Here is a 14242-nt window from a genome sequence, read left to right as displayed (position 1 = left end):
TCTCCCCGTCACCCCTCTCTGTCACCTCATGGAGCACCCGTGTGTACTTCGCATGACCACGACCTGGGCGAGGCGCCCCGGGCCGGTGCCGGAAGGCGCGGTTTCCTTCGCGCGACAGCGCTGCTCGGCGCGGGTGCGGCGGCGGTGACCGCGATGCCGGCCGTCATCGCCGAGGCGGCGACCCCGACCTGGCGCCCCGACCCGCACAGCCGGCGGTTCACGCTCGCCGTGATGCCGGACACGCAGTACCTCTTCGACGGGCCGAGCATCGACAAGGCGCCGGTCGAGGCCTCGCTGCGCTATCTGCTGGAGCACGGCGGTCAGGAGAACATCGTCTTCCTGTCGCACCTCGGGGACCTCACGCAGAACGGCGCGAAGGAGGAGTTCGCCGCGATCGGCGAGGCGTTCCGGCTGCTGGACCGGCGGGGCGTCGGCTACAGCGTCCTGGCCGGCAACCACGACGTGAAGCCGTCGACGACCGACCAGCGCGGCACCACCCCGTACCTGGACGCCTTCGGGCCGCGGCGGTTCAAGGAGCAGCGGACGTTCGGCGGGGCCTCCCCGGACGGCTACAACTCCTTCCACCTGTTCACCGCGGCCGGCCGGGAGTGGCTGGTGCTGGCGCTGGACTGGCGGCTGTCGCCGCAGGGCTACGCGTGGGCGATGGACGTCCTGGCGAAGCACCCGAGGACGCCGGTGATCCTCACGACGCACGAACTGGTCGTCGAGGACGACACGCTGTCGGACTACGGGCAGCAGCTGTGGGACCAACTCGTCGAGGACCACGACCAGATCTTCCTCGCCCTGGGCGGCCACTACTGGCCGGCCGCCCGCGCGACGCGCCGGAACGCGGCCGGGCACGACGTCCATCTGCATCTGACGAACTACCAGAACCGCTACTTCGGCGGCGCGGCGATGATCCGCCTCTACCGCTTCGACCTGGACCGCGACGTCATCGACGTGGAGACGCTCTCCCCCTGGATCCTGGGCCGGGCCGCGAAGGGGATCAACGAGCTGGAGCGGCAGGAGATGGAACTGAGCGGCGACGCCGACCGGTTCTCCGTCGAGATCGACTTCGAGAAGCGCTTCTCGGGTTTCGCACCCGTGCCCGCCCGTCCGGCCCGGCCCGCCTCGAAGCTGCTGGTCCCGGGCACCACGGCGTACTGGCGCTTCGACCGGCCCGTGGACGGCACGGTCCGCGACCTGTCCGGGCGGGGCAACGACCTCTCCCCCGTCACCGTCGGCGGCGGCGCGCTGGGCTGGTCCGCGGACCACCACCCCGACCAGCCGGGCCACGGCAGCCTGGAGTTCCAGGGCTTCAAGCCCCCGCTGAAAGGCGCCTACCTGCGGACCGTCGACGGTGCTCCGCTGAACGAGGCCACCTTCGAGGACGGCTACACCATCGAGGCGTTCTACCGTCTGCCCGCCGACTGGGACCCGGACCACCACGCCTGGTCGGGCCTGGTCTCCCGCACGGGCACGGGCGGCGCCGCCGGGAAGACCGCCGACGACCCGGACGAGCCGCTGGCCACGCTGTCGCTGTCCAACGACCGCGAACCGCAGTGGGCGATGCGCCCGCTCGACCAGCAGGGCATCGCCACCAACTGGGGCCAGGAGACGCCGCTGGAGACCTGGTGGCACCTCGCGGTCGTCAACGACGGCAGGCACACGACGCTGTACGTCGAGGGCTGCCCGGTGCTCCGCAACCCCAGGGCGTCCTCGGTCGGCATCACCTCCGTCGGCCTGCCGTGGCTGCTCGGCGGCTACGAGTACGGCGGCACGATCGACCAGATCTTCCACGGCCGGCTCGGTGACGTCCGGATCGTCGCCCGGGCGCTGCCCGTCACCTCCTTCATGAACCACTGACCTCACAGAACGCACGAGGATCCGTCATGACCGAGCAGCAACTGCCCTCCTGGGCCGATCCGTCCGTCTCCCCCGCAGCCCTCGATCCGCAGGGCGTGTCCCGCCGCGGGCTCCTGCGCCGCGCGGGCCTGTTCGGCGCCGCGTTCGCCCTCGGCTCGGCGGCGACCCCGGCCCTCGCCGCCGGCGGCAGGCGGCTGGGCGGCGAGGATCCCCGCCTCGCCTACCTCGCCGGCGACCACCACATCCACTCCGTCTACAGCCACGACGCCAAGTACACCTTCTCCCAACTGGCCGCCGCGGGTGCGGAGTACGGCCTGGACTGGATGGTGTTCACCGAGCACTCCAACGTCGGGCACGCCGACTTCGGTGCCGCCCTGGAACACCAGGAGATCCTCCGGGCGCGTGCCGAGAACCCGCGTCAGCTGATCTTCCAGGGCCTGGAGTGGTACATCCCGGCGGCCGAGCACTGCACGGTGTTCACCGCGCCCGGCCCGCACGAGGTCGACGTGCTGACCCGCTTCGAGAGCGCCTACGACGGCAAGCTTCTCGGCTACGACAAGGGCGGCCCCGCCGACGCGGACACCGCCCGCAACGAGGCGCATGCCCTCAAGGCCCTCGAGTGGCTGGCCGAGCAGCGCCGTTCGGGCTACGTCGACGACGTCCTGGTCCTCGCCAACCACCCCATGCGCCTGGGCATCGACTCCCCGCACGAGCTGCGCAACTGGCGGGACGCGGCGCCCGAGATCATGATCGGCATGGAGGGCGCTCCCGGCGCCCAGGGCGCGGCCATCCCCGGCTGGAGGGGTGCCACGTCGATCCGGGGTGAGTACGAGAACAAGCCGTCCGCCCAGTCCTGGCCCGGCTACCCGGCGGACGCCTACCTGACGTACGGCGGCTTCGACTGGGCGACGGCGACCGTCGGCGGTCTGTGGGACTCGATGCTGGCCGAGGGCCGGCTGTTCTCGGTCACCACCAACTCCGACGCCCACCGGATCGTCTTCGACACCTGGAAGAACGGCGACTGGCAGCCCGGACAGACCTTCGACACCACCGGCAAGCTGCCCGACCCGGTGAACACGGACACCCCGCAGCCGGGCAGCGACTTCTGGCCCGGCCAGTTCAGCCGCACCCACGTGGGCGTGACCGGCTACGGTTACCGCGCGGTCATGGCGGGGATGCGCGCGGGCCGGGTCTGGCTGGACCACGGGCATCTGCTCGACGGGCTCGACGTCCGGCTGACCAGGGACTGCGACCGGGGCCGGGGCGTGACGCTCGGCGGCCGGCTCCGGGTGCGCAAGGGCGAGAAGCTCACGCTGAACGTCACGGTGACGACCGCCTCCCGGCCCAACCCGCACGGCGTGGTGCCCGAGTTGGCGCAAGTGGACGTCATCCGCGGTGCGGTGCGCGGGCCGGTCGCCGACCGTGACACCTGGAAGGCCCCGGACACCCGGGTCGTCCGGACGGCGGAGGTCTTCGGCCGCAAGGGCACCTACACCCTGCGCATCCCGCTGACCGCGGGCGAGGAGTCCTTCTACGTCCGGCTGCGCGGCAGCGACGGCAACCGGCACGGCACCGGCCCGCTCGGCGCCTCGGTCGACCCGCACGGGCCGGTCCCGCACCCGCCCGGGGACGGTGACCCGTGGGCGGACACCTGGTTCTACTCGAACCCCGTGTTCGTCGACGTCGAGGGGTCCTGACCCCGGGTACCAGCAGGTCACGGACTGATCTGCGGAGGTACGGTGGGCCGCGTGACCGGTGAAGAGTCGCTGCGGCCCCAGTCCCTCATGCTGACGTTCCTGGGTGACCAGGTGCTCGGACGTGACGTGTGCGTGTACTCGGGCAGCGTCATCGACGTGTTCGCCCGCGCCGGGATCGGCGAGCAGGCCACCCGCTCCACGCTGACCCGCATGGCTGGCCGCGACCTGCTGCGCCGCCAGCGCGAGGGCCGCCGTATGTACGTCGGGCTGACCGAACGCTCGGAGGCGGTGCTGCGCGACGGCGAGCAGCGGATCTGGCAGACGGGTGCCGTCAACCGGCGCTGGGACGGCACCTGGACGCTGCTCGGCTTCTCCCTGCCCGAGTCGTGGCAGCGCCAGCGCCACGATCTGCGCTCCCAGCTGACCTGGAGCGGCTTCGGCCCGCTCTTCAACGGCCTGTGGATCGCCCCCGGCGAGGTCGACGTGTCGGCCCTGGTGGCCGAGCTCGGCCTGTCCGCCCACGTGAAGGTCTTCCGGGCGCACGCGGACACCGGCATGGACATCGGCCAGATGATCGAGGAGACCTGGGAGCTGTCCGACCTGGCCGGGCGCTACGAGGGCTTCGTGCGGCGCTGGCAGCCCTGGGAGGACGACCTGCCGGACGCCGACGACGCCCTCGTGCTGCGCCTGCGCCTCCAGACGGAGTGGCTGCAGATCGTCCGGTGCGATCCACGGCTGCCCGTCAAGCACCTGCCGGACGACTGGCCGGCCGAACAGGCCGAGAAGACGTTCCGGGCCGTGCACGAACGGCTCTCACCACTCGCCCGCGACGCCTCGGAACGCCTTCTGGACCTGGTGCCCGCGCGGCCTCAGGCGTAGAACCGCGACAGGCTCTGCAGCACCGCGGCCGGCTTGGTGCCGTCCTCGATCTCGATGGCGCCCTCGACGGTGATCTGCACGCCGCCCGGCACCTCCTCGACCTCGGCGAGCTTCGCCACCAGCCGGATGCGGGAGCCGACCTTCACGGGGGAAGGGAAACGCACCTTGTTGAGGCCGTAGTTGACCTTCGTCGTCACGCCCTGGACGTCGAGCAGCTCGGTGAACAGGGGGATGAAGAGAGAGAGCGTGAGGTAGCCGTGTGCGATGGGCGCGCCGAAGGGGCCCTCCTTGGCGCGCTCGGGGTCCACGTGGATCCACTGGTGGTCGCCCGTGGCATCGGCGAAGGTGTCGATGCGGTCCTGTGTCACCTCGATCCACTCGCTGGTGCCGAGGTCGCTGCCGGCGAGCTTCTTGAGTTCGTCGAGGCCGTTGACGGTGATGCTCATGCGGATCCTTACTGGTTGCCGTAGCGGGTACGGACACGGGACTTGAGGAGTTTTCCGGAGGCGGTGCGCGGGAGTTCGTCCGCGACGACCACCGACTTCGGGATCTTGTACTTGGCGAGGCGGCCCGCGAGCGACGCGAGCACCTCGTCGGGGTCGAGGGCCGCGCCCTCGCGGGGCACGACGACCGCGCGCGGCACCTCGCCCCACTTGTCGTCCGGCACCCCGATCACCGCGCACTCGGCGATGTCGGGGTGGGCCAGGATCTGATCCTCGATCTCGGCGGGGTAGATGTTCTCGCCACCCGAGATGATCATGTCCTTGATGCGGTCGACGATGTGGACGTAGCCGTCCTCGTCGACCTGGGCGGCGTCCCCGCTGCGGAACCAGCCGTCCACGAAGGAGGCGGCCGTCTCCTCGGGCAGCCCCCAGTAGCCGGGCATGACGTGCGGGCCGCGCACCACGATCTCGCCCACCTCGCCGGTGCCGACCGGCGACAGATCGGGCCGGACGACGCGTACGTCGCTGAAGAAGTGGGGCACGCCCGCCGAACCCGCCTTGGCGACGGCGTGTTCGGCGTCGAGGAAGAGCGTGCCGGGAGCTGCCTCGGTCATGCCGTAGCCCTGGAGGAAGGTCAGACCGCGCTCCTGGTACGCGGCGATCAGCGGGGTGGGGACCGGGGAGCCGCCGCAGGTGAGGATGCGGAGCGACGACAGGTCCGCGTCCGGCCAGCGCGGGTGGCGGGCCACCTGGTCGAACATGGTGGGCACGCCGAACATGAAGGTGATCCGGTGCCGTTCGACGAGGTCGAAGGTGGCGTCGGGGTCGAAGGCCTCGACCAGGACGCAGGTGCCGCCCTTCAGCAGGACGGGGAGCGTCAGCATGTTGAGGCCGGCGGTGTGGAACAGCGGGGCGGAGACCAGGGCTCGTTCGTCGGCGACCAGGTCGTGGTCGATGAGGACGTTGATCGCGTTCCAGGTGAGGTTGCCGTGGGTGAGCATGGCGCCCTTGGGGCGGCCGGTCGTGCCCGAGGTGTACATGATGATGCAGGTGTCGTCGGCGCCGACCGGTTCGTCGACCGGCTCCCCGGACGCCTCGGCGACGGCCGCCTCGTACTCGCCGCCGGCCTCCAGATAGACGCGGACATCCGTGCTGCCGGGCAGGCCCGCGACCAGACCCGCGTAGGACGGGCCGTAGACGAGGGCCCGCGCGCCGGAGTCGGCGAGCTGGTAGGCGATCTCGGGGCCGGCGAGGCGGATGTTGAGCGGGACGAAGACCGCACCGAGGGTGCCGGCCGCGAACAGGGTCTCCAGGTAGGAGGGGTGGTTCGGGCCGAGGTAGGCGATCCGGTCGCCGCGGCGCACACCCCGGGCGCGCAGGGCGTGCGCCAGGCGGGTGGTGCGGTCGTACAGGCCGGCGTAGGTGTGGGTGGTGTCGCCGTGGATCAGGGCGGTGCGGTGCGGGGTCTTGCGGGCCCGGCGTGCGGGCCATGACCCCAGTCCCTCGTTGCGCATGTCACGCCCCTTACGGTTTCGTCAGCCCGAGCAGGCGGGCCGCGTTCTCCTTGAGGATCTTCGGCCGGACCTCTTCCTTGATCGTCAGCTTGTCGAAGTCGGCGAGCCAGCGGTCGGGGGTGAGGACGGGGAAGTCGGAGCCGAAGAGGACCTTGTCCTTCAGCAGCGTGTTCGCGTACTGCACGAGCTGCGGCGGGAAGTACTTCGGCGACCAGCCGGACAGGTCGATGTGCACGCCCGGCTTGTGCGTGGCGACGGCCAGGGCCTCGTCCTGCCAGGGGAAGGACGGGTGCGCCAGGATGATCTTCAGGTGCGGGAAGTCGGCCGCCACGTCGTCCACGTGGAGCGGGTTGGAGTACTTCAGCCTGATCCCGCCCCCGCCGGGGACGCCGGCGCCGATGCCCGTCTGGCCGGTGTGGAAGAGGGCGATCGCGCCCGTCTCCTCGATCACCTCGTACAGGTCGTACGCCACCGAGCGGTCGTTGGGGAAGAAGCCCTGGATGCTGGGGTGGAACTTGAAGCCCTTCACCCCGTACTCCTCGACCAGGCGGCGGGCCTGCTTGACACCCGCCTTCCCCCGGAAGGGGTCGATGGAGGCGAAGGGGATGAGGACGTCGGCGTTGGCGGCGGCGGCCTCGGCGACCTCCTCGTTCGGGACGGGCGCCGTGCCGGTGGCGGACTCGGCGTCGACCGTGAAGATCACGGCTGCCATGTTCCGCTCGCGGTAGTAGGCGGCGGTCTCCTCCAGGGTCGGCTTCCGCTTGCCCTCGACCTTGAAGTAGGCGGAGGAGGCGTCGTGCAGGTCGTCGTCCAGGGAGGAGTGGCCTTTGGACGACACCTCCGCGTGGGTGTGGACGTCGATCGCGACCAGGTGCTCCACGTTCATGGAGGGGTCCATCACGCCTCCGGGGACTTCGGCGCCGGGATGCCGACCGACTGGAGTTCGGCACCGACCGAGGTGGGCCAGGCGTCGGCCAGCGCGTCGGGGGTCCAGCCGCCGTCGGCGTAGGCCGACCTGATCTCCTGCGGATGCGACCAGAGTGCCACCTTGTCGCCGCCGATGCCGATGGCCTGGCCGGTGATGCCCCGGGCGGCCTCGGAGGCGAGGAAGGGAACCACGGCGGCGCAGTCCTCGGGGGTGCCGAAGCCCTCGCCCTTGCGCAGGAAGTCCGGCAGGGGCTCGCCGTCCTTCATGGCCTTGATGTACGGGGCGAAGGCCGGAATGGTCTCGGTCATCGCGGTGGCGGCGACCGGCACGATCGCGTTGACGGTGATGTGCGCCCGCCCCAGTTCCATGGACCAGGTGCGGGCCATGGCGGCGATGCCGGCCTTGGCGGCGGCGTAGTTCGTCTGCCCGAAGTTGCCGCGCTGGCCGGCCGGGGAACCGACCAGGATCAGCGAGCCGCCCTCGCCCTGCTCGCGCATCCGGACGGCGGCGGCGCGGGCGCAGGTGAAGGTGCCCTTGAGATGGGTGGTGATCACCGCGTCGAAGTCCTCGTCGGTCATCTTCCACAGCACCTTGTCGCGCAGGATGCCCGCGTTGGTGACGAGGACGTCCAGTCGGCCGAACTCCTCGACCGCGCGGTTCACCAGCCGCTCGGCGGCCTCGGAGGTGCCGACCGGGACGACCTCGGCGACGGCCCTGCCGCCCGCTTCCTCGATGGACTTCACGGCCGCCTCGGCCACGGCCTCGTCGACGTCGTTGACCACCACGGACGCGCCGTGGGCGGCCAGGGCATGCGCGTAGGCGAGGCCGAGGCCTCGGCCGCTGCCGGTGACGACGGCGGCCTTGCCGGAGAGATCGATGCTGGGCACGGGTGGGTCCCTTCACACGGGTTCGACTTCGAGATCGAAGCTAAGAGCAATAATTGTTGACGTCAATAGTTGTTGGCGACCTACGGGTGCGGGATGCTGGAATCTCCAGGAAGCGCCGAGCACAGGGAGCCCGCCATCACACGCCAGAACGTCACCCCGAAAGCCATCGACGCCCACGAGCCGTGGATGCGCGGGCTGCACGCCGACACGGGCTACCTGCTGTACCGCCTGGGCCTGCGCTCGGGGCAGCTCTTCAACGCCTGCCTCCAGGAGTCGGGCCTGCGCCTGCGTCACTACGCGGTGCTGCGCTTCCTCGCCACCGCCGAGGGCGCCCTCCAGCGCGAGCTGAGCACCCGGCTCGGCTACGACCCGAGCGCGATCGTCGGCCTGGTCGACGACCTGGAGAAGCAGGGCTTCGCCGAGCGCCGCCCCTCCCCCGACGACCGCCGCAGCCGGATCGTCGTCCTGACCGAGAGCGGCCGCGCGTTCCTGCGCGACACCGACGAGGCCGGGCTGCGAGTGACCAACGAGCTGCTGGGCCCGCTGGAGGAGGCCGAGCGGGAGGCGCTGCACGCGCTGCTGCTGCGGATCGCGGAGGACGGCCTGAACTGATGTTGTGCAAATGATTGACGGCTGCACGATAGATGCATAACTTCACGGACCAACCGCGACCCGTCCCCAGGGAGCTCCCCGTGCAGCCATCCCCGTCAGCCGCTCAGCCATCCCCGGATTCCCGGCAGTTGCGCCGTGTCGCCGTCTCCGGCCTGCTCGGCACGACCGTCGAGTTCTACGACTTCCTCGTCTACGGCACGGTCGCCGCGCTCGTCTTCGGCGAGCTGTTCTTCCCCCGGGCCGACCCGGCGGTCGGCACCATCGCGGCGTTCGGCACCTTCGCCGCCGGCTATCTCGCCCGCCCTCTCGGCGGCATACTCTTCGGCCACTTCGGTGACCGGATCGGCCGCAAGTCGATGTTGCTGCTGACCATGGTCCTGATGGGCTGCGGCAGCTTCCTCATCGGCCTGCTGCCGACGTACGACGCGATCGGCGTCTGGGCCCCGATCCTGCTGGTCGCCCTGCGCGTGGTGCAGGGCATCGCGATCGGCGGCGAGTGGGGCGGCGCGATGCTGATGGTCGTCGAGCACGCCGAGCGCACACAGGGCTCCCGGCGCGGCCTGTGGTCCAGCTTCACCCAGCTCGGCGCCCCGCTCGGTTCCGTGCTGTCGGCCGGTGTGGTCACCCTCGTCGCCGGCCTGCCCGACGACGACTTCCGCTCCTGGGGCTGGCGGGTGCCGTTCCTGCTCAGCATCGTGCTGCTGGCCGTCGGGCTGTTCGTGCGTCTGAAGGTCGCCGAGAGCCCGCTGTTCGCGCAGGTCAAGCGGGAGCCGGTGGACAAGCCGCCGATCGTGGAGCTGCTGCGCCGCCCGAAGCCGGTGCTGCTCGCCGCCTGCGTCGGCATCGGCGCGTTCACCACGCAGTCGCTGCTGACGAGCTTCATGATCTCCTACGCCGTCGGCGAGGGGTACACCCGCCCGCAGGTGCTGACCGCGGTCACCATCGCCTCCTGCGTGGCGCTCGCCGTCCTGCCCGCCGCGTCCGCGCTGTCGGACCGGGTCGGCCGCCGGCCCGTCGTCCTCGCCGGTGCCGTCGCCTCGGCGGCGCTCGCCTTCCCCGTGCTGGCCCTGGTCGACTCCGGCTCGCCCGGCCTGCTCATCCTCGCCCTCGCCCTCGGCCACGGTGTCGCCCAGTCGACGATGTACGGGCCGCTCGGCGCCCTGCTCACCGAGATGTTCGGCACCCGCGTCCGCTACACCGGCGCGTCCCTCGGCTACCAGGCGGCCACCCTGGTCGGCGCCGGTTTCTCCCCGCTGATCGCCGGCAGCCTCATCGCCTCGTACGGCGGCGGGAGCACGCCCGTCTCGCTGCTGCTGTGCGCGGGCGCGGCGATCACCGCCGTCACCGTGTGGCGGCTGCGCGAGACGCACACGGACGCCCTGGACTCCCCCGCCGCCACCCCCACTCTGGAAGGAACCCCGCGTTGAGGATCCGCCTCGCCCTCCTGACCACCTGCCTGGCCGTGGCGACCGCGCTGCCCGCGCAGGCCGCCGACGCCACCGGCGCCCGCCTGGAGGGCGAGCTCCCTTCCGGCGCCGTGTACGTGATGGACGTACCCGCGTCCTGGAACGGCACGGTGCTGCTGTACAGCCACGGCTACGCCCCGGCCGGATCCCCCAAGCTGGCCCAGAACACGCCGAGTACGGCCGCCCGGGACAAGCTGCTGACCGAGGGCTACGCCCTGATCGGCTCCTCGTACGCGACGAACGGCTGGGCGGTCACCGAGGCGGTGCCCGACCAGCTCGCCACGCTGGACCTGTTCACCGAGAAGTTCGGACCGGCCCGGCGGACGCTCGCCTGGGGCACCTCGTACGGCGGCTTCGTCACCACCATGCTCGCCGAGCGGCACGCCGACCGCTTCGACGGCTCGCTGTCGATGTGCGGGCTGGTGCAGGGCGGTGTCGCCAACTGGAACAACACCCTGGACCCGGTGTTCGCGCTGCGCACGCTGCTCGCCCCGGACTCCGGTATCCGCCTCGCGGGGTTCGCGGACCAGGCCGAGGCCGTCGCCGCAGCGAAGAGCCTCACCACGAAGGTCGACGCCGCCCAGCAGACGCCTCAGGGCCGGGCCCGCATCGGCCTCGCCGCGGCCCTGCACAACATCCCCGGCTACAACGACGCCTCGCAGACCAAGCCGGGCCCCACCGACTGGGGGACCCAGCAGTCCAACCAGTTCACCGCCGTCCGAGGCCTCCTCCAGATGCCCGCCTTCAGCTGGCGGCAGGAGGCCGAGAGCCGGGCGGGCGGCAACCCGTCGTGGAACACGGGCGTCGACTACGGGGCCATGCTCGCCCGGTCCCCGTTGTACAAAGAGGTGACGGAGCTCTACAAGGAGGCGGGCCTGTCCCTGCGCACCGACCTCTCGGCCCTGGGCCGGGCCCCCCGGATCTCGGCGGACCCGTCGGCCGTGGGGTGGATGCGCGACACCAGCGTGCCGTCGGGCCGGCTCACCGACCCCCAGCTGAACATCCACACCACGGGTGACGCGCTGATCCCGGTGCAGGCCGAGAGCGCCTACCGGCGGGCGGCCACGGCCGGGGGCTCCGCGGGGCTCCTCCGCCAGGCTTACGTCGACGGCCCCGGCCACTGCACCTTCACCACCGGCGAGACGCTGGGCGCCCTGGACGCCCTGGAAGACCGCCTGGACACGGGCCACTGGGACGTGTCGCCCGGCTCGCTCAACTCCCGTGCGCAGCAGGAGGACCCGACGGCCGGCGCCCGCTACATTGCCCATGCTCCGGCCGCCTACCCCCGCCCCTACGACCTCGCCCACCCGGGAGACGCCCGGCCATGACCGCCCCGACCGCGCCCGACCGGCTGCTGTCGGTGCTCGCGGCCTTCGACCACGAGCATCCGGCGCTGTGCCTGACGGACATCAGCCGGCGGGCCGGGCTGAGCCTGACCACCGCGCACCGGCTGGTGGGCGCGCTCACCGAGTGGGGCGCCCTGGAGCGGGACGAGTCCGGCGTCTACCACGTCGGGCTGCGGCTGTGGGAGCTCGCCGCGCTGGCGCCGCGCGGCCTCGCCCTGCGGCAGATCGCGCTGCCGTATCTGGAGGACCTGTACGAGGCGACACACGAGAACGTGCAGCTGGCCGTGCGGGACGGCTCGGACGTCGTCTACATCGAGTGGCTGTCGGGGCGGTCGGCGGTCGGCGTGCACATCCGCGTCGGCGCCCGCTGGCCGCTGCACGCCACCGGGGTCGGACTCGCCCTGCTGGCCCACGGCGACCCGGTGTTCCAGAAGGAGTACTGCGCAAGCGAACTCGCGTCCTTCACCCCGTACACGATCACCGAACCGGAGCGGCTGCGCCGGGTGCTGGCCGAAGTGCGCAGGTCGGGGGTCGCGGTGAGCGACCGTCAGGTCACGGAGGACGCCCTGTCGGTGGCCGCGCCGGTACGCGGCGCGGACGGCGCGGTGACCGCCGCCGTGTCGATCGTGGTGCCCCACGCCGACGCCCAGGTGCCGGTCCTGGGCCCGGCGGTGCGGGTGGCGGCGCGGGGGATCTCGCGGGCGCTGGGGTGGCAGCCCTGAGCGGTGCCGGGGTCCGTCGGGCCGCTTGCCCCGAGGGTCAGGTCTCCCGGGCCGGGGTCATGGCCCAGCGGATGGTCCGGGTCAGGGCCCGGCCGGCGGGACGTACGGCGAGGTCCTCGACGACCGGCACCCGGGGCAGCCAGAGCATGCCGCGCGCCCAGGGCGGGAGCAGGGTGACGGCGTTCGCGGCCAGCCCGCCGTAGAAGGGCCGGACGGGAAGGGGCAGGGGAGGCTGGAACAGCAGGAAGCGGGCGGCGGCCCGGGCCTCCGGCGTGGCCCGCAGTTCGGGCCGGTAGGCGGTCAGGCGCTCGGCCAGTTCGCGGCGGTCCCGCGGTGGGTCGACGGCCCCCAGCGCCTCGGCGACGCGCGCGGTGTCGGCGACGTAGGCGTCGTAGCCGGCGGCGTCCAGGGGACGGGCCCCGTAGCGCTCGTGGGCGCGCAGGAAGCTGTCGGTCTCGGCGGCGTGCACCCAGCCGAGCAGATGGGGGTCGGCCGCGTGGTACGGCACGCCCCCGGCGCTCGTGCCGCGGATCCGTTCGTGGATGCCGCGCACGTGGTCGACCGCCTGCTGGGCGTCCGCGGCGGTGCCGTACGTCGTCACGGCCAGGAAGGTGCTGGTGCGCTGCAACCGGCCCCACGGGTCGCCGCGGAAGCCGGAGTGCCCGGCGACCGCCGCCATCGCGAGCGGATGCAGCGACTGCAGGAGCAGGGCGGTCAGCCCGCCGATGAACATCGAGGCGTCGCCGTGGACCGTGCGGATCGGCCGGTCAGGCCCGAACCAGCGCGGGCCGGGGGTGTGGTGGATACGGGCACGGGTCGCGGGTCCGCCGGGGCCCGCCACACGGCGGAACAGGGCCTGGCCCAGCTGTTCACGGACTCCGGTCAGCACGGTCGGCCTCCCTTCTCCTGCTGACCAGTGTCCGGCATGACCGTGCCCGGCCGGGCATGGCCGGACGGCCGTCGTCAGAGGCCCGGTCCGCCGTCGTCAGGGGCCCGGCCCGCCCGCCGCACGGTCCGCCCGGCCGCCGGCGCCGAGCGGGCCGGTGTAGCGCACCGGGCCCGTGGCCTCCAGACGGGGCAGTTCGCGGCGCGCCACGCGCAGCACCACGGGGGGCATGAACGGGCGTATCGGCTGGGCCAGCCGCAGCCAGGCCGGTGCGTAGACGGCCGTGCGCCGCCGCTCCATGCCTCTGACCAGGCGGGCGGCGACCACGTCCACGGGGTACACGCGGCGGGCCGGCGGAGGCATGTGCCTGCGCAGTTCCCGCAGCACGTCGTACCGGTCGGCGTCGCGGATCATGTCGGTGTCCGTCCAGTTGAGGTAGGCGATGCCCACCCCTACCCCGCGGTGCGCCACCTCCGCGCGCAGGGCGTGCGCGAAGGCCTCGACCCCCGCCTTGGACGCGCAGTAGGCGCTCATCAGCGGGGCGGCGCCGATCGAGGCCAGGGAGGCGACCTGGAGGAAGTAGCCCGCCGTGTCGAGCAGGTCCGGCAGGAACGCCCGGGCCGTCTGGGCGCTGCCGGTGAGGTTGACGTCGATCACGCGGTGCCAGGCGGCCGGGTCCGAGGCGAGGAACGCGCCGCCCTCGGCGATGCCGGCGTTCGCCACCACGGCCGAGGGAGGGCCGAGGCGGTCCCGCACGGCGGTTGCCGCGGCCTCCAGGGCGGAGAGGTCGGTGACATCGGCCTCCAGGGCGAGGGCCGGACCCGGCAGAGAGGCGGCCACCGCGTCCAGGGCGGTCTTCTCATGGCCGACGAGCGCCACCCGGGCGCCGCGCCGGGCGACTTCACGGGCCAGTGCGGCACCCACGCCGCGGGCGGCTCCGGTGACGACGATCGTGCGCTCGGCGAGCGGGCTGCTGCGCATGGGCTGCCCTTCCTT

At 72.3% G+C, this 14242-nt stretch carries 13 protein-coding genes; 7 read left to right on the top strand and 6 right to left on the bottom strand.

Annotated features, from left to right (window positions below; all coding sequences use genetic code 11):
• Positions 1 to 39 precede the first annotated feature (39 nt).
• From G3I77_RS06935 to G3I77_RS06925, 3 genes are read left to right on the top strand one after another with little or no spacing between them, the layout of a single operon-like run.
• Positions 40 to 1866 (top strand): LamG-like jellyroll fold domain-containing protein, encoded by a 1827-nt coding sequence (locus G3I77_RS06935; RefSeq protein WP_248501709.1) that lies wholly within the window; start codon positions 40 to 42, stop codon positions 1864 to 1866.
• Between the two features lie 26 nt (positions 1867 to 1892).
• Positions 1893 to 3563 carry a PHP domain-containing protein gene (locus G3I77_RS06930; protein ID WP_248501708.1) on the top strand — a complete coding sequence of 557 codons (1671 nt, stop codon included), beginning with the start codon at positions 1893 to 1895 and terminating at the stop codon, positions 3561 to 3563.
• Positions 3564 to 3614: 51 nt separating this feature from the next.
• Positions 3615 to 4442 (top strand): PaaX family transcriptional regulator C-terminal domain-containing protein, encoded by an 828-nt coding sequence (locus G3I77_RS06925; protein WP_248501707.1) that lies wholly within the window; start codon positions 3615 to 3617, stop codon positions 4440 to 4442.
• On the opposite strand, the gene G3I77_RS06920 is transcribed toward G3I77_RS06925, so the two are convergent.
• From G3I77_RS06920 to G3I77_RS06905, 4 genes are read right to left on the bottom strand one after another with little or no spacing between them, the layout of a single operon-like run.
• Positions 4433 to 4888 (bottom strand): MaoC family dehydratase, encoded by a 456-nt coding sequence (locus tag G3I77_RS06920; RefSeq protein WP_248501706.1) that lies wholly within the window; start codon positions 4886 to 4888, stop codon positions 4433 to 4435. The genes G3I77_RS06925 and G3I77_RS06920 overlap by 10 nt on opposite strands.
• A gap of 8 nt (positions 4889 to 4896) precedes the next feature.
• A complete protein-coding gene (locus G3I77_RS06915; RefSeq protein WP_248501705.1) occupies positions 4897 to 6399 on the bottom strand; it encodes a long-chain fatty acid--CoA ligase in 1503 nt (500 codons plus the stop codon).
• 10 nt (positions 6400 to 6409) lie between these two features.
• Positions 6410 to 7285 (bottom strand): amidohydrolase family protein, encoded by an 876-nt coding sequence (locus G3I77_RS06910; protein ID WP_248501704.1) that lies wholly within the window; start codon positions 7283 to 7285, stop codon positions 6410 to 6412.
• Between the two features lie 11 nt (positions 7286 to 7296).
• A complete protein-coding gene (locus G3I77_RS06905) occupies positions 7297 to 8214 on the bottom strand; it encodes an SDR family oxidoreductase (RefSeq protein WP_308311362.1) in 918 nt (305 codons plus the stop codon).
• A 186-nt stretch (positions 8215 to 8400) separates the two neighbouring features.
• Here G3I77_RS06905 and G3I77_RS06900 point away from each other — a divergent pair, with 186 nt between their 5' ends.
• The 4 genes from G3I77_RS06900 to G3I77_RS06885 all read left to right on the top strand — a co-directional run bounded on the left by G3I77_RS06900 (position 8401) and on the right by G3I77_RS06885 (position 12360).
• Positions 8401 to 8826 (top strand): MarR family winged helix-turn-helix transcriptional regulator, encoded by a 426-nt coding sequence (locus G3I77_RS06900; protein ID WP_031134958.1) that lies wholly within the window; start codon positions 8401 to 8403, stop codon positions 8824 to 8826.
• Positions 8827 to 8906: 80 nt separating this feature from the next.
• Positions 8907 to 10253: an MFS transporter gene (locus tag G3I77_RS06895; RefSeq protein ID WP_248501703.1), complete on the top strand. Its 1347-nt coding sequence runs from the start codon at positions 8907 to 8909 to the stop codon at positions 10251 to 10253.
• Positions 10250 to 11620: a S9 family peptidase gene (locus tag G3I77_RS06890; protein WP_248501702.1), complete on the top strand. Its 1371-nt coding sequence runs from the start codon at positions 10250 to 10252 to the stop codon at positions 11618 to 11620. The genes G3I77_RS06895 and G3I77_RS06890 overlap by 4 nt, the downstream gene beginning before the upstream one ends.
• Positions 11617 to 12360: an IclR family transcriptional regulator gene (locus G3I77_RS06885; RefSeq protein ID WP_248501701.1), complete on the top strand. Its 744-nt coding sequence runs from the start codon at positions 11617 to 11619 to the stop codon at positions 12358 to 12360. Before G3I77_RS06890 ends, G3I77_RS06885 begins: the two co-directional genes overlap by 4 nt.
• 37 nt (positions 12361 to 12397) lie before the next feature.
• Here G3I77_RS06885 and G3I77_RS06880 read toward each other — a convergent pair whose 3' ends face one another.
• Both G3I77_RS06880 and G3I77_RS06875 read right to left on the bottom strand, forming a co-directional pair.
• Entirely contained in the window at positions 12398 to 13249 is an 852-nt protein-coding gene (locus G3I77_RS06880; protein WP_248501700.1) for an oxygenase MpaB family protein, read from the bottom strand.
• 96 nt (positions 13250 to 13345) lie between these two features.
• The gene (locus tag G3I77_RS06875) at positions 13346 to 14227 is read right to left on the bottom strand and encodes an SDR family oxidoreductase (protein WP_248501699.1); all 882 of its coding nucleotides are present in this window, start codon (positions 14225 to 14227) and stop codon (positions 13346 to 13348) included.
• Positions 14228 to 14242 lie beyond the last annotated feature (15 nt).

It is taken from the genome of Streptomyces sp. D2-8, assembly GCF_023184515.1.
In the GTDB taxonomy this organism is placed as follows: Bacteria; Actinomycetota; Actinomycetes; order Streptomycetales; family Streptomycetaceae; genus Streptomyces.
This window is presented reverse-complemented; position numbering and strand designations above follow the sequence as displayed.